Origin of the sequence: Pseudomonas sp. PDM10 (assembly GCF_014852295.1) — a bacterium.
In the GTDB taxonomy this organism is placed as follows: domain Bacteria; phylum Pseudomonadota; class Gammaproteobacteria; order Pseudomonadales; family Pseudomonadaceae; genus Aquipseudomonas.
In genome coordinates this window covers 208,012-232,664 of record NZ_JACVBJ010000002.1, presented here as the reverse complement: position 1 = coordinate 232,664, position 24,653 = coordinate 208,012, and the positions used below count along the sequence as shown (strand labels likewise).

At 55.5% G+C, this 24,653-nt stretch carries 21 protein-coding genes; 11 read left to right on the top strand and 10 right to left on the bottom strand.

Translation table 11 applies throughout. The features are described from left to right. Positions 1-101 precede the first annotated feature (101 nt). Together IB252_RS07625 and IB252_RS07620 are read right to left on the bottom strand one after the other, a co-directional pair. On the bottom strand, positions 102-1,037 hold the full coding sequence (locus tag IB252_RS07625) for an electron transfer flavoprotein subunit alpha/FixB family protein (RefSeq protein WP_192407906.1): 936 nt from the start codon (positions 1,035-1,037) through the stop codon (positions 102-104). Continuing rightward, complete coding sequence (locus IB252_RS07620; protein WP_192407904.1) at positions 1,037-1,786, bottom strand: electron transfer flavoprotein subunit beta/FixA family protein; 750 nt, start codon at positions 1,784-1,786, stop codon at positions 1,037-1,039. Before IB252_RS07620 ends, IB252_RS07625 begins: the two co-directional genes overlap by 1 nt. A 205-nt stretch (positions 1,787-1,991) precedes the next feature. Here IB252_RS07620 and IB252_RS07615 point away from each other — a divergent pair, with 205 nt between their 5' ends. The 3 genes from IB252_RS07615 (at position 1,992) to IB252_RS07605 (ending at position 5,655) form a co-directional block, all read left to right on the top strand. Continuing rightward, positions 1,992-4,028: an NADH:flavin oxidoreductase gene (locus IB252_RS07615; protein WP_192407902.1), complete on the top strand. Its 2,037-nt coding sequence runs from the start codon at positions 1,992-1,994 to the stop codon at positions 4,026-4,028. Positions 4,029-4,083: 55 nt separating this feature from the next. Beyond that, positions 4,084-5,208 carry an S-(hydroxymethyl)glutathione dehydrogenase/class III alcohol dehydrogenase gene (locus IB252_RS07610; RefSeq protein ID WP_192408563.1) on the top strand — a complete coding sequence of 375 codons (1,125 nt, stop codon included), beginning with the start codon at positions 4,084-4,086 and terminating at the stop codon, positions 5,206-5,208. 63 nt (positions 5,209-5,271) lie between these two features. Further along, positions 5,272-5,655 carry a VOC family protein gene (locus IB252_RS07605; protein WP_046046576.1) on the top strand — a complete coding sequence of 128 codons (384 nt, stop codon included), beginning with the start codon at positions 5,272-5,274 and terminating at the stop codon, positions 5,653-5,655. Positions 5,656-5,725: 70 nt separating this feature from the next. On the opposite strand, the gene IB252_RS07600 is transcribed toward IB252_RS07605, so the two are convergent. Beyond that, positions 5,726-6,502 (bottom strand): pyrroline-5-carboxylate reductase family protein, encoded by a 777-nt coding sequence (locus IB252_RS07600; protein ID WP_192407900.1) that lies wholly within the window; start codon positions 6,500-6,502, stop codon positions 5,726-5,728. Next, entirely contained in the window at positions 6,492-7,199 is a 708-nt protein-coding gene (locus IB252_RS07595) for a TetR/AcrR family transcriptional regulator (protein WP_033061698.1), read from the bottom strand. Before IB252_RS07595 ends, IB252_RS07600 begins: the two co-directional genes overlap by 11 nt. A 239-nt stretch (positions 7,200-7,438) precedes the next feature. Between IB252_RS07595 and IB252_RS07590 the strand changes: the two genes are divergently transcribed. Both IB252_RS07590 and IB252_RS07585 read left to right on the top strand, forming a co-directional pair. After that, positions 7,439-8,206 carry an SDR family NAD(P)-dependent oxidoreductase gene (locus tag IB252_RS07590; RefSeq protein WP_192407898.1) on the top strand — a complete coding sequence of 256 codons (768 nt, stop codon included), beginning with the start codon at positions 7,439-7,441 and terminating at the stop codon, positions 8,204-8,206. 12 nt (positions 8,207-8,218) lie between these two features. Continuing rightward, a complete protein-coding gene (locus tag IB252_RS07585) occupies positions 8,219-8,974 on the top strand; it encodes an SDR family NAD(P)-dependent oxidoreductase (RefSeq protein WP_192407896.1) in 756 nt (251 codons plus the stop codon). Positions 8,975-9,052: 78 nt separating this feature from the next. On the opposite strand, the gene IB252_RS07580 is transcribed toward IB252_RS07585, so the two are convergent. Beyond that, positions 9,053-9,832 carry an SDR family NAD(P)-dependent oxidoreductase gene (locus IB252_RS07580; RefSeq protein ID WP_192407894.1) on the bottom strand — a complete coding sequence of 260 codons (780 nt, stop codon included), beginning with the start codon at positions 9,830-9,832 and terminating at the stop codon, positions 9,053-9,055. Between the two features lie 446 nt (positions 9,833-10,278). Here IB252_RS07580 and fdhA point away from each other — a divergent pair, with 446 nt between their 5' ends. After that, complete coding sequence (gene fdhA / locus IB252_RS07575) at positions 10,279-11,478, top strand: formaldehyde dehydrogenase, glutathione-independent (RefSeq protein WP_102614267.1); 1,200 nt, start codon at positions 10,279-10,281, stop codon at positions 11,476-11,478. 103 nt (positions 11,479-11,581) lie between these two features. Here the strand turns inward: fdhA and IB252_RS07570 are convergent, their stop codons facing one another. From IB252_RS07570 to IB252_RS07555, 4 genes are all read right to left on the bottom strand, one after another. Continuing rightward, on the bottom strand, positions 11,582-12,499 hold the full coding sequence (locus tag IB252_RS07570) for a DMT family transporter (RefSeq protein ID WP_192407892.1): 918 nt from the start codon (positions 12,497-12,499) through the stop codon (positions 11,582-11,584). 200 nt (positions 12,500-12,699) lie between these two features. After that, complete coding sequence (locus tag IB252_RS07565) at positions 12,700-14,046, bottom strand: NAD(P)/FAD-dependent oxidoreductase (protein WP_192407890.1); 1,347 nt, start codon at positions 14,044-14,046, stop codon at positions 12,700-12,702. Then, complete coding sequence (locus tag IB252_RS07560) at positions 14,043-15,560, bottom strand: aldehyde dehydrogenase (RefSeq protein WP_192407888.1); 1,518 nt, start codon at positions 15,558-15,560, stop codon at positions 14,043-14,045. Before IB252_RS07560 ends, IB252_RS07565 begins: the two co-directional genes overlap by 4 nt. Further along, positions 15,553-16,464: a dihydrodipicolinate synthase family protein gene (locus tag IB252_RS07555; protein ID WP_192407886.1), complete on the bottom strand. Its 912-nt coding sequence runs from the start codon at positions 16,462-16,464 to the stop codon at positions 15,553-15,555. The genes IB252_RS07560 and IB252_RS07555 overlap by 8 nt, the downstream gene beginning before the upstream one ends. A 790-nt stretch (positions 16,465-17,254) precedes the next feature. Here IB252_RS07555 and IB252_RS07550 point away from each other — a divergent pair. Next, a complete protein-coding gene (locus IB252_RS07550; RefSeq protein ID WP_192407884.1) occupies positions 17,255-18,490 on the top strand; it encodes an aromatic ring-hydroxylating oxygenase subunit alpha in 1,236 nt (411 codons plus the stop codon). A gap of 137 nt (positions 18,491-18,627) precedes the next feature. Here IB252_RS07550 and IB252_RS07545 read toward each other — a convergent pair whose 3' ends face one another. Beyond that, positions 18,628-19,590, bottom strand: a complete 963-nt coding sequence (locus IB252_RS07545; RefSeq protein ID WP_192407882.1) for a LysR family transcriptional regulator — start codon at positions 19,588-19,590, stop codon at positions 18,628-18,630. Positions 19,591-20,038: 448 nt separating this feature from the next. Here IB252_RS07545 and IB252_RS07540 point away from each other — a divergent pair, with 448 nt between their 5' ends. The 4 genes from IB252_RS07540 (at position 20,039) to IB252_RS07525 (ending at position 24,638) form a co-directional block, all read left to right on the top strand. Continuing rightward, positions 20,039-21,076 carry a quaternary amine ABC transporter ATP-binding protein gene (locus tag IB252_RS07540; protein WP_192407880.1) on the top strand — a complete coding sequence of 346 codons (1,038 nt, stop codon included), beginning with the start codon at positions 20,039-20,041 and terminating at the stop codon, positions 21,074-21,076. An 8-nt stretch (positions 21,077-21,084) separates the two neighbouring features. Next, positions 21,085-22,089, top strand: a complete 1,005-nt coding sequence (proW, locus tag IB252_RS07535) for a glycine betaine/L-proline ABC transporter permease ProW (protein ID WP_223527127.1) — start codon at positions 21,085-21,087, stop codon at positions 22,087-22,089. A 69-nt stretch (positions 22,090-22,158) separates the two neighbouring features. Then, positions 22,159-23,202 (top strand): glycine betaine/L-proline ABC transporter substrate-binding protein ProX, encoded by a 1,044-nt coding sequence (proX, locus tag IB252_RS07530; RefSeq protein ID WP_165933957.1) that lies wholly within the window; start codon positions 22,159-22,161, stop codon positions 23,200-23,202. A gap of 86 nt (positions 23,203-23,288) precedes the next feature. Continuing rightward, positions 23,289-24,638, top strand: a complete 1,350-nt coding sequence (locus IB252_RS07525) for an MmgE/PrpD family protein (RefSeq protein WP_192407878.1) — start codon at positions 23,289-23,291, stop codon at positions 24,636-24,638. The last annotated feature ends 15 nt before the right edge of the window (positions 24,639-24,653 follow it).

Sequence of the window (24,653 nt, the reverse complement as noted above, 5' to 3'; positions counted from 1 at the left end):
GCAGAAGCATCAACTCCCCTCATAAAAATGCGAAGCTAATATTAAACTTTCAAATATAAAAATTCGCACATTGTTCTGCCATGGAATCATTATCAACTCACTCACAATGCCTGTTCGAGCGCCGGTAATGCCTCAAACAAATCCGCAACCAACATGTAATCTGCAACTTGGGCGATCGGCGCCTCAGCGTCCTGGTTGATCGCGACGATTACCTTTGATCCACTCATACCCGCCAGGTGTTGAATGGCGCCACTGATACCTGCGGCGATGTAGAGATCCGGTGCCACTATTTTCCCCGTCTGCCCGACTTGCAAGTCGTTGGGGGCAAAACCTGCGTCCACTGCAGCGCGTGATGCGCCTACGGCGCCACCGAGCTTGTCTGCAACACGTTCGATCAATGCAAAATTTGCTTTGCTCTGCATCCCGCGACCACCGGAAACGACGACACGAGCGCTCGACAGGTCAGGCCTTTCGCTCACCGTCAGCTGTTCGCTTACAAAGCTGACAGTGCTTGCACTGCGCCCCCCATTAACGGCCATGACTTCGCAGCGATCCTGATGGGACGAGGCTTGGACAAAAGCCGAGGCACGGAGGGTCAACAACTTGACTGAATCGATGGACTGAACGGTGGCGATCGCATTACCCGCATAAATGGGTCGCTCGAAAGTGTCTGCCGACACAATTTTGATGACGTCCGAAAGCATTCCGACATCCAGGCTGGCCGCTACCCGTGGCAACACATTGCGACCCATGCTGCTCGCATCGGCCATTACATGGGTATAAGTGTCGCCCACTAGCGAAGTGATCAGTGGCTGGACATTTTCGGCCAGCGTCTTCTCGAACATCTCATCCTGCGCGAGCAGCACTCGATGCAGGCACTTGGTAAGCGCGGCCTGTTCCGCAACGTCTGATGCCTCCGGCCCCCCCATCACAAGCAAATCCGTTTCGAAGCCCAGATCGATAGCAGCAGTAATTGCACTCAACGTGCCTGCCGTGAGTTGACTACCTGTGTGCTCGGCTATAACCAATGTGCGCATCAAACTAACCCCGCCACGTTTCTCAGTTTTTCCACCAGTTCAGATACCGAACTGACGTTGATACCTGCTTTTCGCACTGGAGGTGGCGTCACCTTGAGCAGCCGGGTGTGCTCCCTCACGCTCGCGCCCAAGCCATCAGCGGCAATCACCTCGAGCGGTTTTTTCTTGGCCTTCATGATGTTCGGTAACGAGGCGTAGCGCGGTTCATTAAGGCGCAGATCACAGGTAACAACTGCGGGTGCCGTAAGGGCCACAACCTGGCTGCCACCATCGACTTCACGCTCAACAACCCATCGGCCATCGGCATAGCTGATGGCTGAGGCAAAGGTGGCCTGACCACTACCTATTAATTGCGCAACCATCTGCCCGGTCTGGTTGTTCTCCTGGTCGATAGCCTGTTTACCAAAAAGGATCAATTGCGGCTTTTCGGTATCGATCACTTGGCTTAGGTATTTGGCCACGTTGAGCGGCTCGAGCATCGCGTTCGTTTCAACCAGGAGTGCTCGATCTGCGCCAAGCGCTAATGCCGTACGTAATTGTTCTTGCGCAGCAGAAGTGCCAACTGAAACGACCACCACCTCGCAAACCACGCCTTTTTCCTTAAGGCGAATAGCTTCTTCCACTGCGATTTCGCAGAAAGGGTTCAAGGCCATCTTTACGCCATTCAGGTCGACGCCTGAACCATCACCTTTAACACGAACTTTCACGTTCGGGTCGATGGCGCGTTTTACCGCTACGAGCACTTTCATAATTCCCTCGGGCACTCATCAATCGATGCAATGGATGACAGGCGTGGATGAGCCAGTTCAGTCCTTGTTTTGACGGATGTTAATCCTGGATTTTTTGTTGCGCAAGCAAAATGTACACCTGTGTCACCAACCATTGACACAGGTGTACATTTATCCTAATTTCTAGTCACCAAGCCTGATGAAGCCCACTTTGGAGCGCACCACGATGTCCAGCGATCCCTTGCTGCAACCCTATAAAATCAAGAATCTGACCCTCAGAAACCGGATCATGACCACCTCCCATGAACCGGCCTACCCTGTGGATGGCATGCCCAAGGATCTCTATCGCGCCTACCACGTGGAGCGCGCAAAGGCCGGTGTCGCCCTGACCATGACTGCCGGTTCCGCAGCCGTCTCCCGAGACAGCCCGCCGGTATTCAACAATGTGCTCGCCTACAAGGATGAAGTGGTCGGATGGTTGAAGGACCTGACCGATCAATGCCACGAACATGGCGCGGCAGTGATGATCCAGTTGACTCACTTGGGCCGCCGCACCCGCTGGGACAAGGCCGACTGGTTGCCGGTGGTGTCGCCGTCACACCGTCGCGAGGCTTCACACCGCTCCTTCCCGAAGAAAATGGAAGAATGGGACATCGAGCGGATCATCAAGGACTATGTAGACGCGGCGGAGCGCATGAAGGCGGCAGGTCTCGATGGTCTGGAGCTTCAGGCTTACGGGCATTTGATGGACCAGTTCTGGTCGCCGTTGACCAATGACCTCGACGGCCCTTATGGCGGCCCGCTGGAAAACCGCATGCGCTTTACCTTCGACATCCTGCGTGGCATCCGCCAACGGGTCGGCGAAGACTTTCTGCTCGGGGTTCGCTACACCGGTGATGAAGAACTGCCCGGTGGCTTCAATGCCAGCGAGGGCATGCAGATATCCCACATGCTCAAGGACAGCGGACTGGTCGATTTCCTGAACGTGGTACGCGGCCACATCGATACGGACGCCGGCCTGACCGATGTCATCCCGATTCAGGGTATGCGCAACTCACCCCACCTCGACTTCGCTGGCGAGATCCGTTCGGCAACAGGCTTCCCGACCTTCCACGCGGCGAAGATTCCCGACGTGGCCACGGCGCGCTACGCGATCGCCTCGGGCAAAGTGGACATGGTGGGCATGACCCGCGCGCACATGACCGATCCGCACATCGTGCGCAAAATCATCGAGAAGCGCGAAGAAGATATTCGCCCGTGCGTCGGCGCCAACTATTGTCTGGATCGCATCTATCAGGGTGGCGCGGCCTACTGCATCCACAACGCAGCGACGGGGCGGGAAACCACTATGCCTCATGACATTCCCAAAGCCGCGGTCAAGCGCAAGGTGCTGGTGGTCGGTACGGGCCCTGCCGGGCTGGAAGCGGCGCGGGTCGCCGGTGAGCGCGGCCATGATGTAACGGTACTTGAGGCGGCTGACCAACCTGGCGGGCAGATTCGTCTGACGGCATTGAGCGAGCGTCGTCGCGAGATGATCAGCATCATTGATTGGCGCATGGCGCAATGCGAACGACTGGGGGTGAAGTTTCATTTCAACACCTGGGCCGAAGCCGACACCGTGCAAGCCTTCGAGCCTGACGTGGTCATCGTGGCGACCGGCGGTCTACCGGATACCGAGGTGCTCCGCAAAGGCAACGAACTCGTGGTTTCAACCTGGGACATCATTTCCGGTGACATCAAGCCCGGTCGCAACGTACTGATCTTCGACGATGCCGGGGATCATGCTGCTCTACAGGCAGCCGAAGTCATCGCCAATAGCGGCGCGAAAGTAGAAATCGTGACCCCTGACCGCTCGTTTGCACCTGAAGTCATGGCCATGAACCTGGTGCCCTACATGCGCAGCCTGCAGGACCTGGACGTCACCTTCACCGTCACCTATCGGGTCGACACAGTGGAAAAACGTGATGACGGGTTCGTTGCAACCTTTGGCAGCGATTACGGGCAGGTTCACAAGCAGCGCGTGGTCGATCAGGTGGTCGTCAACCACGGCACCCTTCCCCTGGACGACTTGTACTTCGACCTGCGTCCTCTCTCCACCAATGGCGGCGCGGTAGAGCAGCATGACCTGATAGCCGGCACGGCACAGAACATCGTCACCAATCCCGAAGGACGCTTTCAGCTGTTCCGGATCGGCGACGCCGTGTCTGCTCGCAACACCCACGCGGCCATCTACGACGCTTTGCGCCTGGTGAAAGAAATCTGAATCCGAACCTCCATTCCTGTTGGAACGGAGGCTCGCCATGAACAAGAGGGAAACCATGTCAGCAGTGACCATCAAATCGAAGGCGGCAGTCGCTTTCGGCCCAGGACAGCCGTTGCAGCTGGTGGACATCGATGTCGCACCACCCAAGGCTGGCGAAGTACGGGTACGAATCGTGGCAACCGGTGTCTGCCACACGGATGCTTTTACCCTGTCGGGCGACGATCCCGAGGGGATCTTTCCTGCCGTGTTGGGTCATGAGGGCGGCGGGATTGTCGAGTCGATCGGCGAAGGCGTGACGTCATTGTCGGTCGGCGACCATGTGATTCCGCTGTACACGGCCGAGTGCCGGCAATGCAAATTCTGTCTGTCGGGCAAGACCAACCTGTGCCAGGCAGTCAGAGCGACACAGGGCAAGGGCTTGATGCCTGACGGAACATCGCGCTTCTCCTTTGAGGGCCAGTCGGTGTTCCATTACATGGGCTGCTCGACCTTCTCCGAGTACACGGTATTGCCGGAGATCTCCCTGGCCAAAATCCCCAAGGATGCGCCTCTAGAGCAGGTGTGCCTGCTGGGCTGTGGCGTGACCACAGGCATAGGTGCCGTACTCAACACTGCCAAGGTCGAGGCCGGGGCATGCGTTGCGATATTCGGACTCGGCGGGATCGGGCTGGCAGCCATCATCGGCGCGAAAATGGCCAACGCCGGGCGAATCATCGCCATTGATATCAACCCGGCCAAGCGGGACGTCGCCCTATCGCTCGGCGCCACCGATTTCATAAACCCCATGGACTATGACAAACCCATCCAGGACGTGATTGTCGAGCTCACCGACGGTGGCGTGGACTATTCGTTTGAATGTGTCGGCAACGTCAAATTGATGCGAGCTGCTCTGGAGTGCTGCCACAAGGGCTGGGGTGAATCGATCATTATCGGTGTTGCCGGTGCGGGCCAGGAAATCAGTACCCGCCCTTTCCAACTGGTAACCGGGCGCGTCTGGCGTGGCAGCGCGTTTGGTGGAGTCAAGGGCCGCACGGAGCTTCCCAGCTACGTCGAGAAAGCGCGCACCGGCGAAATTCCGCTGGAAACCTTCATCACTCACAACCTTGGCCTTTCAGACATCAACAAGGCTTTCGAATTGATGCATGCAGGGCAAAGCATCCGCACCGTCATTCATTTTTGACCAAGGCACTGCCGTGATACCGGCCAGCGCTCACACCCGCATCACAACCCAAAGGAAATCAAAATGTCTGTTTTTACCCATGTCACTGTCGGTACCAATGACCTTGCCAAAGCACGGACCTTCTATGATGGTGTTCTCAAAGAAATTGGTCTTAACCGTGTTGCCGACCTTGATGAATCCGGCTCCATTTGGGGCGTGGATAAACCGTCGTTCTTCGTGCTAAAACCCGCCAATGGCAATCCTGCCAACGTTGGCAATGGCGTGACTGTGAGCTTCGAAGCGCCGAATCGCGCTGCAGTACATGCATTCCACGAAACCGCACTCGCTGCCGGTGGCATCTGTGAAGGCCAACCGGGTTCGCGTAACTGGGCTGAAAATGCCTATGCCGCTTACGCTCGGGACCTTGATGGCAACAAACTGGCTGTCTATTGCTTCAAGGCCGAATAATCGCAATCGGTTGACGCTTTCTACAGTGAAGGCCCTTCAGCGGGCCTTCACTGTCTATCCCCTGCCCTGGCTACATTCCCCGACGCGCAACTTCAGCGCCGGCCTTTACCGCCGCCCCCACAATGGACTCGATGTTCTGATCGGCCATCGACTGCAGTGCTGCCGCCGTCACGCCACGGTAAGCCATCAACGACTCAATCATTTGCCGCGGATCGCGGCTGGCTAGCATCTGGCCGCCCCCCACCACCACGCCTTGTGCAGCGCGCTGCGCGATGGCTAGGGGAATTCCTGCAGCCACCGCCTGATTAGTCAGCGCCATTTGCAACATCGCCGGGAAGGCCGGCCCAGTCCCGGACAATGCACTGAGATAATCAATACAGTCTTCATCAGGCACTTCGTCCGCCGAACCTACGCACTCGAACAGTCGCTGCACCCACTGGCGGTCGCTCTCAACAAGGTTTCCGACACAGTACCAGGGCGTGAACGACTGCCTGATTTCCACGGCCGCATTCGGCATGGCCCGCACTATTACATCCGCACCGGTTGCGGCGCTGATGGCTGCCGCCGGAACTCCGGCCATCAGAGAAATCACTAGCTTGCCGCGGGCATTGATCAGCAGTTCGCGAAACTGCTCCGGCCGGATGGACAGCACGACAATATCGCTGAGGTCCACCAACTGCTGGTTGTCGGCCAGCAGCCTCACGCCTGGCTCGAAAGTACTGACGCCGGAGCGGTTCGAGATCAACAAATGGTCAGGCTTGATGAAGCCGCTTTCAAGGAGCGCCTGCGCGATTGCGCGCCCGAGCCAGCCGGTGCCCCCAATGATGCCCAGGGTTCTATTCTCCATCGGCAGGAGACTCCTCGAATGTATCGACCAAGGGAACGAAAACACCGGGCTCTTTTTCTGCGTATCCGAACTTTCCATAAAAGCGGTCCAGCTCGCGCCTCTTCGGTACTTTGCCGGTAAACACGCTCACGTACTGAGGAATCCGTCGAAATCGCACGACAATATCTTCATCGGTTTTCATGGAGATGTAGCCGATCTGTGTGAGGTAGATCGTCCTGGCCCGAACGTCAGCCCCCTCGACGTCGTAACCAAACCGTCGGAACATCGCGGCCAGGGCATTCATCCGCGCTTCATCGGCTAAAGCGATTTCAGCTTTGACCTCGTCCGATTGCAGCGCCCAACTGCGCACGGCAAATTCAAACTGCGAGTCGAACAGCTCAGGGTTCAGCCAGCACTCGAAGACGTTGAGAATCGCTTCGGAAATACTTTCTGCATAACTCTCACATTGGCTGACCATACCGCCGGTGTTCTTGTCCCGCCATCGAGCCAGGAGCGCCGCTAGCAGCTGTTCCCGATCTTCATAGAACCAGTAGAAGCTGGTACGAGACAAATTCAAACGCTTGGCCAGCGGCATCACCCGCACAGCATCCACACCCGACTCTTTAAGAGCATCGTAGGCGGCATCCAGCCAACCATCGACGGAGCCTCGCCAACCTGCGTCCTGCGCTTTGGTTTTCGCCCTTCCTGTCTGTGACATTCGGGTTGACCTTTCTTTGAAAATTCCTCGTCACTGTACACCCCAGAATCTGTGGCGTACACGGTATGTACATCGGCGTACATTTTTTAGACATATGTTCGCCATGCCAAGAGGATGTTGCGCGCGCGATTTTTTGGATAACGCCACGTCATCCTTTGGCCCAGTAAAAAAGTTGTTGGACGCTGCGATCCATTGAAACCAAATAATGGCTGCGCCAAAAACTTCAGGCAGGTTGCCCTATGAAATTCAATAATAAAGTGGTGGTCATTACCGGCGCTGCCGGCGGTGTCGGACAGGCGTTAGCATTATTGTTCGCCCGAGAAGGCGCAAAGCTTGTTTTGTCTGATCTTGATGAAGCCGGTTGCAAATCAATTTCCGCAAAAGTCCGTGATCTGGGCGCCGAAGTGCACTACGTGGCAGGCGATTTACGCCGAAAAGAATATTGCGAAGCGATTGTCCAAACGGCTATCGATGTTTTTTCGGGGATCGACATCGTATTGAACAATGCGGGCATCATTCCCCGCGGCACGATTGAGGAAACCACTGACGACATGTGGTTCGACGCCATGGGCGTAAACCTGAATGCGGTGTTCTTCATTTGCCGTGCCGCGATACCGCACCTGAAAAATCGCCCGGGCGCCGCAATCGTCAACACATCATCTGTCTGGGGCATTTATCCCGGCCCCGCCCACGTGGCGTATTGCACAAGCAAAGGGGCCGTCGCGGCTTTAACCAAGAACCTGGGCCGCGATTGCGCCCCTTTGGGCATCCGCGTCAACGCCGTGTGCCCGCACGAAATCAATACCCCAATGATACGCAGCGGCTTTGAGCGTCGTGGCCTGGATCCGGATAAGGCCGTGCAAGAACTGAACAAGAGTGTGCCATTAGGCCGTATCGCCGAGCCTGAAGACATTGCGGATGTCATCGCATTTCTGGCGTCCGACGAGGCCAGGTACATCGCCGGTGAAACGGTAGAAGTCACAGGCGCCAAGCCGGTATCCGGCTAAGGAGAGGTAGCGATGCTCAACGGTAAAAATGTAGTGGTGACCGGGGGCGGCAGAGGGATTGGCCGAGGCATCACCGAACAATTGCTTGAGGCGGGAGCTTCTGTGTTGATCGCTCAGCGTCAGGCACTGGACGCCGACTTGCAAAATCACCCTCAAGTCTATTTCGTCGAGGCTGATCTCGCCTCGATGGAGTCACCCAATTTGATTGCCCAGTTCGCCCAGGAGCAGCTTGGCGGAATCGATGTCCTGGTTAACAACGCCGGGTTCATGTTCGAGAAATCCATTGATGATATGACCGAGCAGGACTGGGATCGCATGATGGCAGTCAATCTGCGGGCGCCAGCATTCTTGTGCAAGGCGTTGGTGCCACAGATGCGTCTGCGAGGCGGCGGCAGCATTATCAATATCGGGTCGATCGAAGGGATAGGCGCCAACCCTGAACATGCCGCGTACTGTGCCTCCAAGGCCGGCATCCATGGGCTGACCCGAGCCTTGGCAATCGATCTCGGCCGGGACGGGATCCGCTGCAATGCCATTGCTCCAGGGTGGATCAATTCCGAGTTGAGTGATGCGTACCTCGCCGCTCAAACTGATCCGCGTGCGGCGCGCCAGGCACTCCTGCGCCTTCATCCGGTCGGGCGTACCGGATTGCCGGCGGATGTTGGCGGGACAGTCGTTTTTCTGGCCTCGGAGTCATCGGCCTTTATCACCGGGCAGGTCCTGGTGGTGGACGGAGGTCGCACGGCAAAACTGCCACTGCCGTTTTGATCGAATCAGCCTGAATTGCAACGGAGGGAGTCACTTACTCTCCTCCGTTGCATTTTCTTGCGGCGGGCAACGCATTCATTACTTGGGGGCTTTGTTCTCTATCAGGCAATTGCCACCATCGATCACCAGCAACTCCCCAGTGATGTAACTGGACTCAGGTGAGGCCAGGAATGTAACGGCAGCAGCCACTTCTTCTGGGCGACCTGCCCTGCCAACCGGGACATACTTCGCTGCATTCTCTTCCTCTGGAGTGCTTGACCCTGTGGCGATCCATCCAGGTGCGACCGAGTTCACAGTGATTCCATAGCCCGCGACCTCAAGGGCCAGGCTCATGTTCATACCCACCATTCCGGCTTTTGCCGCGGCATAAGCCGCCTCTCCCCGATTACCGGCTCGAGTGCCAGTCGTGGAGCTGACATTGACGATACGGCCGTAACGTCTGTTACGCATCCCCGGCAAAATTCCACGGGTCAACAGAAAGGCGGTTGTCAGATTTCGAGCAATTGAAAGATTCCAGTTATCGACACTCATATCCGCCAGATCGGCAAAAGGCTCCGGATGACCCTGGGCGGCCATGCCGGCATTGTTCACAAGAATATCGATTCTTCCCCATATCGATTCAGCCCAGGTGGTCAACTCAAGGACTTGATCCTCTTCGCTCAAGTCAGCCGCACGCCCGTGCACTTCAAACCCTGCGACGCGTAACTCCTCCACTCGATCATGGATGCGAGCGCTGCTGCCTGTGATGATCAACCTCACGCCGAGGCTGCCCAGACGCTTCGCAATCGCAAAGCCAATTCCACGTTCACTGCCGGCGCCACTGACAAGCGCTACCTGATCACTCCAGTCCGCAACCATTGCATTTTGCTCCTGTCGTCCAGGGTTAGCCCCTGAATCCATGGAAATTGAGGGGAAAGAGAGACTCAACACACAACTCACACCGAGCACTGCAGGTGGATATCTGGGGGTACAGGCGCTGATCCTGATGGTAAGTACTGCGTCTTCATAAACGATCCAGGCTGAATCATAGACGCACTCGGTACGGAGCGATGCATACCTCCAGTAAGACTGGCGGTTGAGAGTCCTGAAACTGGTGGTGATCGGGTGCTAAATGCTCTCGCCGGGTGCTGATACCAGGCGTAGGATCGATACGCTGACGGCTAATCACGCGTCGTTGGAAGGTGACTTCCAATCAATCTGCACTCACGCGCAAACGCAAGACATATACCGCCGCACTGTAAGGCCGCGCGACCCTTCCTAGTACAAGGGCCGTGTTCTCACAACAACAAAAGCGAGGTGAAATCATGTCTGGTAATCGTGGTGTCGTGTATCTCGGCGCTGGCAAGGTCGAGGTGCAGACCATCCCCTATCCGAAAATGCAAGACCCGCGCGGCAAGCGCATTGACCATGGCGTGATTCTGCGCGTGGTCTCGACCAATATCTGCGGCTCCGACCAGCATATGGTGCGTGGCCGGACCACAGCCCAGGTCGGGCTGGTGCTTGGCCATGAAATTACTGGTGAGGTGATCGAGAAGGGCCGCGACGTTGAAAACGTGCAGATCGGCGACTTGGTCTCGGTGCCGTTCAATGTCGCCTGCGGCCGTTGTCGCAGTTGCAAGGAGCAGCACACCGGCGTCTGCCTGACGGTCAACCCGGCGCGCCCTGGCGGTGCCTATGGCTATGTGGACATGGGCGACTGGGTTGGCGGCCAGGCCGAATACGTGTTGGTGCCGTATGCCGACTTCAACCTGCTGAAGCTGCCCGACCGCGACAAGGCAATGGAGAAAATCCGCGATCTGACCTGCCTCTCCGATATCCTGCCGACCGGCTACCACGGCGCGGTGACCGCCGGTGTCGGCCCTGGCAGCACGGTGTATATCGCCGGCGCCGGTCCGGTCGGACTGGCTGCCGCCGCCTCCGCCCGTCTACTGGGTGCGGCGGTAGTGATCGTCGGCGACGTCAATCCGCTGCGTCTGGCGCATGCCAAGGCCCAGGGCTTCGAGATCGCCGACCTGACCAAGGACACTCCACTGCACGAGCAAATCGCCGACCTGCTCGGTGAGCCGGAAGTCGATTGTGCGGTCGATGCGGTCGGCTTCGAAGCCCGAGGCCACGGCCATGACGGCGCACAGCACGAGGCCCCGGCCGAAGTGCTCAACGCCCTGATGGGCGTGGTGCGGGTCGCCGGCAATATCGGTATCCCCGGTCTGTATGTCACCGAAGACCCGGGTGCGGTCAACAAAGCCGCCAAGCATGGCAGCCTGAACATCCGTTTCGGCCTCGGCTGGGCCAAGTCCCACAGCTTCCACACCGGCCAGACCCCGACGATGAAGTACAACCGCCAGCTGATGCAGGCGATCATGTGGGACCGCATTCACATTGCCGAGGTCGTCGGCGTGCAAGTGATCAGCCTGGACGACGCGCCGCGCGGTTACCACGAGTTCGACGCCGGGGTGCCGAAGAAATTCGTCATGGACCCGCACAAGCTGTTTAGCGCGGCCTAAGGGGTAGGTTGGGAAAAGGGCAGCGTTGAGCTGCCCTTTTTTATCGCCGTGTCCCGTCCTGAAAACCAACCACGCATTGATTACTTCATACACTCAGGTACGTTCACGCCTTTGCCTTAATCGCATACAGCCCCCCAATAATCACCAACGCTGCACCGACAACCACCCAGGTGTCCGGGCGCTCGGCAAACACGATCACACCAATCAACGTGGCGAACACCAGAAGCGCATAGTTGAACGGCTGCAGGGAAGAAGCGGTCGCGTATTTCAGTGCTTGAATGAAGAGAATCTGTGCGACTACTCCGGTCAATGCCAGGATCCCCATCAAGAGGCCCTGGACTGGAGTCGGAGTCACCCATGCAGGCAGCCCCGCAAATGTGACCGTCAGGGCACCCACACTTGCCATGTAGAGCATGTTCGTTGCGAAGGAGTCGTGCTGGCTAATCCGGCGCGTCAGTACGTTGAACACCGCGAACGCCAAAGCAGCCAGCAGGGGGATCAGCGCCGCGAGTTCAAAGACGCCCGCGCCTGGTCGGAGAATGATCAGTGTGCCGGTGAACCCTATCGCCGCAGCAACCCAGCGCCGCAGCCCTATGAACTCCCCAAGCACCGATCCCGCCAATGCCAGTGTCATCAGCGGAAATACGGCATAGAGTGCATGCATTTCGGCCAGGCCCAAATATCGTAGCCCCACTGCAAACAGTACGGTTTCACCCACAGCCAGCAACGCTCGAATGATTTGCAGCCAGGGGTGCTTACTGCGAAACGACGCTTTTGCCCTACCGTGGCAGGCGGCATATCCGAGTGCAAAAACGACAAACACCCAATAGCGCATCATGACCAGTTGGGCGACCGGGAAGTCTTTGACAAGCACCTTGGTTATTCCGTCCTGGCTCGCAAAGATAAGCATTGAAAGCAGGCATAGAAAGATCCCGAGTTGTGGCCTCGCGACCCCAGGATTAGCGGCGACAGTGCGCGCAGTATTTTTTGTTCGGTCGCTCTTCAATCGCAACTCGGCCATGCCCTCCTCCTTAAAATTTCAGCAACGGCGTGTTTTTTACTTCGCCATTCGCATTTCTCTCGAAGGCCGGTAACCAAAACTCATCACGCCCACAAGCGCGAGCGCGCAGAATGCCTTCCAGATATTTCTCATGGATTATTCCGTTCTTATTAGTGACTTGTTAAACGGCCTTTATTGGAAAGTCCGACATCTTAAATTTGTTAACCTTCTCGCCCGGCCCAAAACTCATGCCAGCGAATGACCGAACTGACGCCCAGTTTCGTTATTAGTTTGGGTGGTAGCTTGCTGGGACCTGGTGCATGACTGAAGCTATCGAGAAACTCCGAACGCACACCCGATGCCAACTCCGCAGCCATCACACCTGCCAGGGTGCTTTTCACAGTACCCAGTCCATTTTCGCAGCAAGCCGAGTACAGGTTTTCTTCAATCTCGCCAAATGCCGCAGCACTGTTACGACTTAGGCACAGGCGGCCGGCCCAACTGAATTCCAACGCCGTGGATTTCAGCTCGGGAAAGCGCGCATCCAGGGAGTGACGCTGCTCCTTAGCCACCGCAGCTACCTGCTCTGGAGTGACTTGGATGCTTGGTTCATAGGTGAACTTTGTCCGAATGACAATTCGCGAGAGACCGTCTGAACAGATCTTGCGAACGGTCGCTCCCATAGGATCAGCCGGCAGCAACGCCCACTTGGCTTTGCCCGGTACCTCTTTCCTGAATTCATCATCACTGTACGCCGCCGTCATGGACGCGTAAGTGAAGACGTGCAGCAGGCGTCCTTGATAATGGCCGAAGTTTTCAATGTGCCCGTTAACCCCCAGGATGACCTTGGGTGCGTGCACCGTACCGTTATGAGATCGAGCGCTCCAACCGCTTCCCTGTTTGGTCAACTCAATAATCGGAGAGCGCTCGAACAGCGTGATTTTCCCGTCGAGCCCTGCTGCCAGGTCTCTAATGTATTGCGCGGGTTGAATCATCACCGCGCCGGGAGTGTAGATCCCACCGTGGTAATAGGTGGACCCGGTGATTTCACGCATTTGCGCGGCATCAAACATCTCGAACTTCTCGCCAATGCGCTCAAGGGATTTGGCGTAATTGACGTTCAGCTTCAATCCCCGCTCAGTGGCGGCCGCGTTGATCTTCCCTGAAGGGTCGAAGGTGTCGGCGGACATGCCGTACTCCCGCGCAGCTTCAGCGGCAAATGCAATCGCAAAACGATTTTGCGTGATTTCCAGGGCCGTTGCAGACTCGCTCGCCACGGAGTATTCCCCGGACGACAGACTGTGCGGCACATCGATCATGAAACCAGAGTTTCTGCCCGCCGGCCCTTTGGCGACTTCATGAGCATCGACCACAACAATGCTGTCACCCGGGTGTAACTGTGAAAGCCTGCGAGCAGCGGACAGGCCAGCAAAACCGGCACCGATAATCAGCCAATCCGCCGTCACGTTTCCATCAAGCATGCGGACAGGCGCAGTGCGTGCGGAAATCGCCTCCCAACCTGAAACCCCGGTGTCTACCGGCAGGCGCTTGATGGTATGGCTGCTCATTTTTCGGTCTCTTCGTCCGACCGATCAGACACATCGATCCAGATGGTTTTGATTTCGGTGTACTGGTCATGGGCGAAAATGGATTTGTCCCGACCGCCGAAGCCCGACTCCTTGTAGCCACCGAATGGTGTCGATGCGTCGCCCTCACCAAAGCAGTTCACGGTAACGATGCCCGCGCGAATTTCCCGCGACAACTTGATTGCCTGCCGCAGACTGCCGGTATATACCGAGGCGGCCAGGCCGTAGACCGTGTCATTGGCCAACGCAATGGCTTCGCTGATCGTGTTGAACGTGGTGACCGAAAGGATCGGGCCGAAGATCTCTTCCTGGAACAGCCGGTTGTCTCGACCAACACCGTCAATCACCGTTGGCTCTACAAAGGCTCCGTCTTTGGTCGCGCCACCGTAAACAACTTGAAGCTTTCCGGCAGCGGCGTGCTCAAGGTACGACTTCACTTTTGCGAAATGCTCTGGGCTGACCAGCGACCCTACGCGATTCTGCGGATCGAGTGGATCACCCATCTTCCATTCGCGGATGTAGGCACCCATGCGCTCCAGCAGCTCGTCTTTAACCGACGCATGGACGATCAGACGTGAAGTCGCGGAGCAGTTTTCGCCCATGTTCCAGAACGCGCCGTTGACGACATGCTGAGCGACGAGATCCAGGTCTTGGGCATCGTCCATCACCACGGCCGGATTTTTTCCGCCGCACTCAAGGACGATGCGTTTCAGGTTCGAATCGGCGGCGTAATGCAGGAAACGGCGGCCGGTCGCGGTGGAGCCGGTAAAGCTGACCATGTCGACATCGTTATGCAAACCGATGGGCTCACCAACGTCTTTACCCGTGCCGGTGACAATGTTGAGTACACCAGCGGGTACACCGGCTTCAAACGCCAGCTGAGCGACACGCAGCGTAGTCAGCGAGGTTTGTTCAGCAGGTTTGACGATGACCGAACAGCCCGCAGCGAGCGCCGGACCGATTTTCCAGGCCAGCATCAGCAGTGGGAAGTTCCAGGGCAATACGCAGCCCACCACGCCGATCGGCTCCCGGACCACCATGGTCAGCGCGTCACTGCCCACCGGAGCGGTGTTGTCATAAATCTTGTCAATCAGTTCTGCGTGCCAGCGGATCGTGTGGATGGTGTCCGGGATGTCGACCAACTGACATTCACTGACCGGTTTGCCGCTATCGAGACTTTCGAGGACGGCCAGTTCGTATTGATGGCCTTCAAGCAGGTTTGCAAACTTCAACAGAACCGCTTTGCGCTCCCGAGGAGAAATTGATCTCCAGCGTCCATCCTCAAATGCCTCCTTGGCATTGCTCACCGCGAAGTCGACATCATCGGACGAACAAGCTGCAACGTCGGTCAAAAAGTCACCGGTCGCCGGATTGTTCGTGGCGAAGGTTCTGCCAGAGATCGCGGGTTTAAACGCGCCATTGATGAACGCCTTGGATGGCAACGAAATGTCTTTGGCCAGAGCGGCATACTCGGCCTTGCTCAGAAGATCACCCATGGCTGGCTCCCGAAGAAATGTTGGCTACGTTACGTTTGAGTTCAGTAATGACCGACGCGAAACTCTGCTTTTCGTCCGCTTCAAGTGGCTGCAATGGCAGGCGCACGTTACCGACTTTCAATCCCGCAACTTCGCAGCCGTACTTGATCGACTGCACGAACTTGCCACCGTCCAACGCATTCATCAGCGGCATCATCGCCGACATGATTTGACGGCCTTTGTCGAAGTTCTTTTCGATCACGCAGGCTTCATAAAGCGCAACGTGTTCCTTGGGCAGGAAGTTGGAACCTGCGCACACCCAACTGCGGGCGCCCCAGGCAAAAAACTCAAGGGCCTGGTCGTCCCATCCGCAGGACAAGGCGATGTTGGGGAACTGCAGGGCCAGCCTATGCACCTGGCCCATGTCGCCGGAACTTTCCTTGATGGCGACGACGTTTTTCGATTGGCTGACACGGGTGAAATATTCTTCGTCCATCGAAACGCACATCCGCCCCGGATAGTTGTAAAGCATGATCGGCAAGTTCGCAGCACGATCGATAGTGAGCGCGTGAATCGCGTTTTCCTGTGAGGTAGGCAGCGCGTAAGGCGGGGACGTGACGAGAATGGCGTCTGCTTTGATCGATTTGGCATCCTTGGCGTACTGAACCGCATCTTCGGTACGAATCGCCCCGGTACTGACGATCAGTTGCACCCGAGTGCCGATCACATCTTTGGCGTAGGCCGCCAACTCGGTCCGTTCTTCGGAGGTCTGCGCATAATACTCGCCGGTCGACCCGCCGATAATAATGCCGTGCACCTTCGCCTCAATCAGCGACTCCAAAACTTGCGAGTACACATTCCAGTCAATCTCCCCGTCCGAGTTATAAGGAGTTACTGCTGGCGTATAAATACCTTCAAATTTCAAGATAAATGCTCCGAATGCGAGTCAGGTGGAAGATAAACGAGCGCGTCAGCGTTGATGCCTTGAGGCGCAATAAAAAAACCCATGTTTCACGGGACACAGACCCTGACGTTTAAAGTCTCTGTAAAGAGCAGTTTTCTGCTTTCACAAATGACCTGCAGAGGCTGTGTTACCAACTAGTGCGGTGGACTGCTGAATCCAGACTCGCATGCGCCAAGAAGGTGGTCAATAGAGTGTATTGCTGCCGCATACCTTTCTGAAAGGGTAAATCCTTCAGCCAATAAAATTAATTTTCCTTAATAATCAACAATATAAAAAATCATCACCGAAGCGGCGGCATCAATCGATAACATTTGTTTATGCATTGATAAGAGTAAATGTTTCTTGTTGACGCACGATTACCGTCGTAGCCTTACAACAGCGATATTCTACCGATACATTGGATAAAAGATTTTCTCGTACAGTCGTCTCATTAATTAAGATCTGGTTTCCCAGGCTCGAATTAAGGTGATGTAGAAATATAGCTATTGATGCAAACATTGGCATTCCAGAAATGTCTGCATGAGTAAGGACTTGAACGAAATGAGTGCACGGATGGCACCCCCATCCAAGAAGGCACATTTTTCGTAAGGCGCTTTCTGGACGTCGCAAAACGTACCGGTTCGCGGATAGAAGCAGCACAGTTTGATGGGCTTGCATCCTCAGACGGTACTGCGAACTCAAGACCGTTTGGCCTCACCTCGCTGAGCAGGCTGAACGTTTCGCCCCCTTGGTATTTTGGAGTGTGTTGACCGTGAGCACTAAATCGGCAGTTTCAAATCTTATCGCGCAGCGCAAGCCTGACCACGCGCTGCCAGGTGCCCTTTATAGCGATTCAGACGTTTACAGGCAGGATCTGCAACAGATCTGGCACAAAAGCTGGATCTTCGCAGGGCACACATTTGAGCTGGAGAAGTCAGGTCAGTACCTGTCGCTGCAAATCGGCGACTACCCTGTCGCTATCGTGCGCGGCGCAGACAAGCAGATTCGTGCATTCCACAACGCCTGCCGCCATCGCGGTTCCAAGGTGTGCCCGGAAGCCAGCGGCAAAGTTGCCAAACTGGTGTGCCCTTACCACAAATGGACATTCGAGCTGGACGGCAAACTGCTTTTCGCCGGGAACATGGGGGACGATTTCGACAAGTCTCAGCATGGGTTGAAGTCGGTGCATTGTGAGGTCGTCGAAACGTACATCTATGTGTGCGTTGCAGAGGTCGCCCCAGACTTTTCGTCGTTCAGAAAAGCCGTTACTCCTTTCGTTGCGCCTCATAACCTTGATGACTGCAAAGTCGCGTTTGAGTCGAACATCATTGAGAAAGGCAACTGGAAACTGGTTTTCGAGAACAATCGTGAGTGCTACCACTGCGATTGTACTCACCCGGAATTGATGCACTCATTCGTGGACAACCCATCGGTGGGTGGCGCCGGCGGCGATGAAGATCCCGAACTCAAAGAGCACTGGGATCGCTGCGAGGCGGCAGGTCTGCCTAGCCGATTGGTCATGGATGATAAAGGTCGTTTCCGAATGACGCGCATCCCCCTGTTTTCCGGGGCCGTCAGCTACACAATGGATGGCAAGCCTGCAGTCGCTGGCCGGTTGGACACCACCGGAGAAGCCAACATCGGTGCGCTGCTGTATTTCAACTACCCATCAACCTGGAACCACTTTCTGGGCGATCACGCGCTGAGCTTCCGCGTACTGCCCATTGGTCCGGGCGAGACGTTGGTCACCACAAAATGGATCGTCAAGAAGGACGCGCAAGAAGGTGTCGACTACGACATCGATCGCCTGACCAAAGTCTGGCTTGCAACCAATGATCAGGATCGCACCTTGGTGGAAGGCGCACAGGTCGGGGTCAGCTCCCCTGCTTACGAGCCAGGCCCGTTGTCGGTGGCCAGCGAAATTGGTGTGTGTCAATTTGATGATTGGTACTGCAAAACGATGCTTGATCAGCTCAATGACACCATCCCGTTAAGATCTGTCGGCTAAGTGCAACACTGCCGGTGGTGAGAATCATGAATGATCACCACCGGCATCCCCTTCAGTTCTGCCTTGAGCAATACCTGTTGGTGGTGGAGCTCCCCGCACCTCGAGTGATTGCTCAATCACGGCCGCCTTCCTTTCCTCTAAACGGCTCTGGAAAACTGGGCCAGAATCCAGTCGCGTAGCCGGCAACACGCGTCATCATTGATCCGGTCTTCACGGAATGTCAGATAGTGCTGACTTTCATGGAGAACCACTTCTTCTTCGATCGGACGAATCAGCGTGCCGTTTTCGATCAGGTTTGCAACCAGGTGATTCCAGCCCAGCGCTACACCTTGGTGTGTCAACACCATGCTAATCACCAGGTTGTAGTCATTCGCGTTGAAAACGTGAGGACTGTCGTGGGGGCGCTTCTCGATATCAACATCGTGATAAGCCAGCCAAACACCCCAGTCGACGTGCTCCGCTACCTGGGATCTGCCATAGGGGCTGAGGTTTAGCAAAACCCCGTCGCGTAATCCTTCCAGGCTGGATAGCTCAGGGTGCTCCGCTTTGTAACGAGGCGTGCACACCGGGTAGATGACGTCATGGAACAACGGATAGCTACGATACCCATCCTGAATCCTGGCCATCTTGGTGATGAAGATGTCCGGAGTTACACCCGGCTCCATCGACAAAAAGTTTTGAGTGGTTACCAGATTAAGGTCGATGTCTGCGTTCTTGGTAAAAAACCCCGGCAGCTTCGCTGCGAGCCAGAGGGCTGAAAACGCGGGAGAACAGCAAAGCGTCAGCGTGCGTTTGCCTGCATTGTTGGTGCGAATGCGCTCCGCCGCTTGGGAAATATTGACGAAAGATAGCTGTGCCGCATCAAAAAAGATGGACCCGGCTTCCGTCAACTCGACCGCTCGACCCACCCTCTTGAAAAGATCCACCCCAAGGTACGCCTCAAGCTCCCGAATCTGACGGCTGATTGCCGCTTGGGTAACGCACAGCGCTTCAGCCGCACGCGTAAAGCTCTGATATTTGGCGGCGGCTACGAATGACTTCACTGCTTTCAGAGACGGCATTTTCAGCAGCGTCATGTCTGGATCGATGTGCTTAACCATAACCTAGAGTATTGAATATCCGGTTTGGGGCCTTTCGGAGGGCCGTTAGGGATGAGATCGGCCGAAGGGTTCCACCTAGAGCCTACACTGGAGCGTAGCTGAAACAGTGGGTCTAAGACAGGCCCAGCGGCAGTCGTCTTCGCAACTAGCACTGCCGCAGTCGCAAATTGGCCTATTTAAATGATTGATAACATCACGTTATTGATTGGCGGGAAGAAATGTTGTTAGACGCTGACCCTATTAGGTAATAACTTGGTTCTCAAGGAACTGCTTAATTCAGCGCCGATAAAACAAAAATAATAAACATCACATAATAAAGAGGATGGTCACAATGACTAATTCCCAATCTGTCCCCCATTTTGACTGCCCCTACAAGCACCGTCTTAACTGATCAAGACACGTACACCTAAATTCTTGATCTTATGTCGTAATTGCAGCAGGAGGGGTTATGAGTCTTGGTGACGAGATACTCTCGGTAAAAAACATTTACAAAGTCTTTGGTGCTCAGCCAAAGCTCGCGATGGAGATGCTGGCTCGCGGTGCTGACAAGAATGAAATTTTCAGCAAAACCGGTCAAGTCGTTGGCGTTTTTGATGCCAGTTTCTCCGTAAAACGCGGTGAGATTTTCGTCATCATGGGACTTTCCGGCTCTGGAAAGTCAACGATGGTTCGGCTGTTCAACCGACTGATCGAACCGACCTCGGGCACCATCCATCTCAACGGCCAGGAAATCACCGGTCTGTCAGATGCTGATCTCCTCAGCGTTCGTCGCAAAGACATGAGCATGGTGTTTCAGTCATTCGCCCTGATGCCCCACATGAGTGTGATCGACAACGTTGCTTTCGGCCTGGAAATCTCGGGTGTCGAGGAAAGTGAACGGCATAAACGTGCAATCGAGGCACTCAAACAGGTGGGGCTCGATGGCCACGCCTACAGCTATCCGCACCAGCTGTCCGGCGGTATGCAACAGCGGGTAGGCCTGGCCCGAGCGCTGGCCAATGACCCCGCCATCCTGCTGATGGACGAAGCCTTCTCGGCACTCGACCCGTTGATTCGCCACGAAATGCAAGGCGAGCTGATCCGCCTGCAGGCAGAACAGCATCGCACCATCATCTTCATCTCCCATGACATTGACGAGGCGATTCGCATCGGCCATCGCATTGCGATCATGGAAGGTGGCCAGGTGGTACAGATCGGTACCCCACAAGAGTTGCTTTGCAACCCCGCGAACGATTACGTCAGAGCTTTCTTCAAAGGCTTTGATGCCTCGAAGATCCTCAAGGCGGGTGATGTCGCCAAAATTTGCGCAGAGCATCCGTACGCCATGGATCACTCCACTCCTACGCTTCGCGACGATGTACTTCTGCAGGACGTCTTTCACATCGTTGCTGATGCCGTTAATCCAGTTGCCGTGCTCGATCGCCAGGGTGTGTTCAAAGGCACGATCTCCAAGAGCCTACTGCTTCAAACAATGAGCCGACACTAACAGGCTCTATTTGCTGGCTTGCCAGGCTCGGACATTCAGGTGATGACATGAACGAATTCAATTTCCTAGACCCCTTTCAATCCATCAACGTCCCTTTGGGCCAATGGGTAGAAGTTGCCCTGAACTTTCTGGTTCATAATTTCCGCGAGGTTTTCCGATCGATAAGATGGCCAATCGACCAAGTACTTAATGGTATTCAGTTCGGATTACTGGCTATTCCTCCGTCAATATTCATTATTATTGCAACGCTCTTCGGCTGGCAGATAGGAGGGAAAAAGATAGGCATACTTTGTTTCGTCACCCTCACCCTCTTAGGAGTGATCGGCGTATGGAATGACGCCATGATCACCCTCGCCCTGGTGCTCACTTCACTGTTTTTCTGTGCAGTTATTGGCATTCCGCTGGGCGTCCTGTGTGCCCGAAGTGACCGACTGGAGATGCTTCTGCGCCCGGTACTCGATGCAATGCAAACACTGCCTGCATTTGTTTATCTGGTGCCCGTGGTGATGCTGTTTGGCATCGGTAACGTACCGGGAGTACTGGTCACGATCATCTTTTCAGTCGCACCACTGGTCAGGCTCACCAATCTGGGCATTCGCCAGGTACCGGAAGACAAGGTTGAAGCTGCACGGGCTTTCGGATGCACCCCACGCCAGATGCTGAGGCGGGTTCAACTTCCCTTAGCTGCACCGACGATCATGGCGGGTCTGAATCAGGCATTGATGTTGTCACTGTCCATGGTGGTGATCGCTTCAATGATATCGGTTGGTGGACTGGGGATGATGGTACTTCGAGGGATTGGCCGCCTCGATATGGGCTTGGCAACCGTCGGTGGATTGGGTCTGGTATTGCTGGCGATTTTCCTCGACCGACTGACCCAGGCAATGGGCGAACGCAGTAACAGGGCAACCAAAGGTGAACACTGGTACCAGACAGGACCGGCGGGCGTCATTTATCGCCTGAAAAGAAAAAACACTGTCATGAAAATAGAAGTCAGTCCTAAAGAAAGCTAACTCCGCTAAGCGGCGCGTCGTGAACCAAAAGAAATGCCAACTTCTTTAATCCAGCCAAGGCAAACGATAATGAACTTCACAACCTTCGGAATAAAACAGAAATTCATTCACTCTGTGGCGCTTTTAGTACTAGCGGTCTCCCCCGTTTTCGCATCAGCCGCCACGGCGCAGGAGCCCGGAAAAGGTGTATCAATCACCCCGATTTTCCCATCAATTGCCGAAGAGCGATTTCGCGGAGAGATTGCAATGGCGGGTCTCAAGGAGTTGGGCTACGACGTTCAGACGCCTAAGGAAACCGAATACTCCACCATGATGATTGCGATTGCCAATGGTGACGCTGATTTCTCGGTTCATCTGTGGGAGGAACTGCACAAATCGTTCTACGCGAAGGCCGGCGGTGATGAAGCGATGGTGAAAACCGGCAATATTATGCCGGGCGTACTACAGGGCTACATGATCGATAAGAAAACGGCTGACCAGTATCACATCACCTCTCTCGATGATTTGAAAAAGCCAGAGATTGCCAAGCTGTTCGATAGTAACGGTGACGGTAAAGCGGACCTGACTGGTTGCAACCCCGGCTGGGGCTGTGAGCTGATCATTGCCCACCATATGAAAGCCTATGGCCTGGATAAGACTGTCACAAATAACCAGGGCTCCTATTTTGCCCTGATGGCCGACACCATTGCTCGTTACAAAGAAGGCAAGCCGATTCTCTATTACACCTGGGTACCTCAGTGGATCTCCGGTGTTCTGATCGAAGGTAAAGATGTTGTTTGGTTAACCGTGCCACGTACGGATCTTCCAGGTGGTAAAAACGATGTCAACACTACCTTCAATGGTAAAAACCTTGGTTTCGCGGTCGACAGTGTCAGAGCGGTCATCAACAAAGAGTTCGCCGAGAAAAATCCGGCTGCCGTGAAGTTCCTGTCTGAAATGCAGATCTCTACTGACGATGAAAGCGCGCAAAATCTCAAAATGCACAATGGTGAAAAAAGTGCAGCTGACATTACTCGTCACGCCAAAGAATGGATCGCGGCCCATCACGCGAAATACGACAGCTGGCTGGTAGACGCACGAGCCGCGGCTAATACCGCCACCGCAAAAAATTAATCCCTTCATTTAAATCTGCATAAAAGGTTGCCCTTCCCCGGGCAACTTTTTATCCGTTTCGGCGTTCATCATTCAGGAATCATGAAATGCAGTTGTATTCATTCGTCCAGAATTTCAGTTACAAGGACGCGCCCCTGCATACACGCGAGTTGGTTAAAACTTGCCTGCTCGACATCATTGGTGTGGCCGCCGGTGCTCGCGACAATCAAACCAGCGTGATGCTCAAAACCTACGCTGACACCCACTACTCTGCCAACAAGCTGTCCAGCCGCCTTTGGTTCGACGGCAGAGCCGTGCATCCATTGGGCGCTGCGTATGCAGGCGGTTTCTGCGTTGATAGCCTGGATGCACATGAAGGTCACTTCACCTCCAAGGGACATGCGGGTGCAACCGTTGTCCCGGCCCTTGTTGCATTGGTTGACGCGTATCGCAGCCAGGGCAAAGACATCAGCGGCGAGGAATTCCTCAGCGCACTGTGCATCGGTTATGAGACCGCCCTGCGTGCGGGCCAGGCATTGATGGCCACCGCTCCTGAATATCATGCCTCAGGCGCCTTTTCCGGAATCGGGGTCGTTTGCGCCGGTGCCCGTCTGCTGAAGCTTGATGAAGCGACATTCCGTCATGCGTTGGGTATCGCAGAATACTTCGGCCCGAGATGCCCGATGATGCGCCTGGTGAGCTTTCCGACAATGTTGCGTGATGCCCACGGCGCCGGGGCGTATGCCGGACTGAACGCACTACTGATGGCGCAGCTCGGTGTCACTGGCGCCCCAGCCGCCACCGTTGAACCGTTGGAGATTTCCACTTTCTGGCAGGACATCGGAACCCGTTGGGAGATCGACGAGCAATATTTCAAGCCTTGGCCGGTATGTCGCTGGGCGCAACCGGCACTCACCGCCATGACCGATTTGATGCGAGCACATCCGGTCATCACGGCAGAGTTGATCGAGACCATAGATGTCGAAACATTCCATGAGTCTGTGTGCTTGCAGGGGCATTTTCCGAAGAACGCGGACGAGGCCCAGTATGCGCTGGCGTTCCCGCTGGCGGCCTTGATCGTTCGCGGGAAGCTGGGGCCAAAAGAGGTCACCGGTGATTCCATTCATGCACCAGACATCTTGAGCATCAGCGAGAAAATCACCCTTCATGAGGCGCCTGACCTGTCGGCCAGGTTCCCGGAGGAAATACTGTCCCGCGTCACGGTTACCCTGAAAGACGGCACGCGTCTTACGAGCCCTACCGCGACGGCCAAGGGCGACCCCGGCAACCCTATGTCGAGTGACGAATTCGCTGCTAAATACCATTTACTGGCAAATGACAGTTTGGGAACCACCCTCAGCAATGCCATCAAGAACAGTGTTGAAGCATTGCCCGGTAGTGATGACTGCCAATCATTCTTTGATTTGTTGCTGTCTGCTCCAAAAACCGCTGCGTAGATCCGCAACGGTTTC

Bases quoted from the DNA above. Each gene is read 5' to 3' on its own strand.
- IB252_RS07595 (WP_033061698.1), bottom strand. From the start codon at position 7,199: ATGTCACAGACAGGAAGGGCGAAAACCAAAGCGCAGGACGCAGGTTGG.
- IB252_RS07625 (WP_192407906.1), bottom strand. From the start codon at position 1,037: ATGCGCACATTGGTTATAGCCGAGCACACAGGTAGTCAACTCACGGCA.
- IB252_RS07605 (WP_046046576.1), top strand. From the start codon at position 5,272: ATGTCTGTTTTTACCCATGTCACTGTCGGTACCAATGACCTTGCCAAA.
- IB252_RS07580 (WP_192407894.1), bottom strand. From the start codon at position 9,832: ATGGTTGCGGACTGGAGTGATCAGGTAGCGCTTGTCAGTGGCGCCGGC.
- IB252_RS07585 (WP_192407896.1), top strand. From the start codon at position 8,219: ATGCTCAACGGTAAAAATGTAGTGGTGACCGGGGGCGGCAGAGGGATT.
- IB252_RS07620 (WP_192407904.1), bottom strand. From the start codon at position 1,786: ATGAAAGTGCTCGTAGCGGTAAAACGCGCCATCGACCCGAACGTGAAA.
- IB252_RS07615 (WP_192407902.1), top strand. From the start codon at position 1,992: ATGTCCAGCGATCCCTTGCTGCAACCCTATAAAATCAAGAATCTGACC.
- IB252_RS07600 (WP_192407900.1), bottom strand. From the start codon at position 6,502: ATGGAGAATAGAACCCTGGGCATCATTGGGGGCACCGGCTGGCTCGGG.
- IB252_RS07590 (WP_192407898.1), top strand. From the start codon at position 7,439: ATGAAATTCAATAATAAAGTGGTGGTCATTACCGGCGCTGCCGGCGGT.
- proX (WP_165933957.1), top strand. From the start codon at position 22,159: ATGAACTTCACAACCTTCGGAATAAAACAGAAATTCATTCACTCTGTG.
- IB252_RS07560 (WP_192407888.1), bottom strand. From the start codon at position 15,560: ATGGGTGATCTTCTGAGCAAGGCCGAGTATGCCGCTCTGGCCAAAGAC.
- IB252_RS07570 (WP_192407892.1), bottom strand. From the start codon at position 12,499: ATGGCCGAGTTGCGATTGAAGAGCGACCGAACAAAAAATACTGCGCGC.
- IB252_RS07540 (WP_192407880.1), top strand. From the start codon at position 20,039: ATGAGTCTTGGTGACGAGATACTCTCGGTAAAAAACATTTACAAAGTC.
- IB252_RS07610 (WP_192408563.1), top strand. From the start codon at position 4,084: ATGTCAGCAGTGACCATCAAATCGAAGGCGGCAGTCGCTTTCGGCCCA.
- fdhA (WP_102614267.1), top strand. From the start codon at position 10,279: ATGTCTGGTAATCGTGGTGTCGTGTATCTCGGCGCTGGCAAGGTCGAG.
- IB252_RS07525 (WP_192407878.1), top strand. From the start codon at position 23,289: ATGCAGTTGTATTCATTCGTCCAGAATTTCAGTTACAAGGACGCGCCC.
- IB252_RS07545 (WP_192407882.1), bottom strand. From the start codon at position 19,590: ATGGTTAAGCACATCGATCCAGACATGACGCTGCTGAAAATGCCGTCT.
- IB252_RS07565 (WP_192407890.1), bottom strand. From the start codon at position 14,046: ATGAGCAGCCATACCATCAAGCGCCTGCCGGTAGACACCGGGGTTTCA.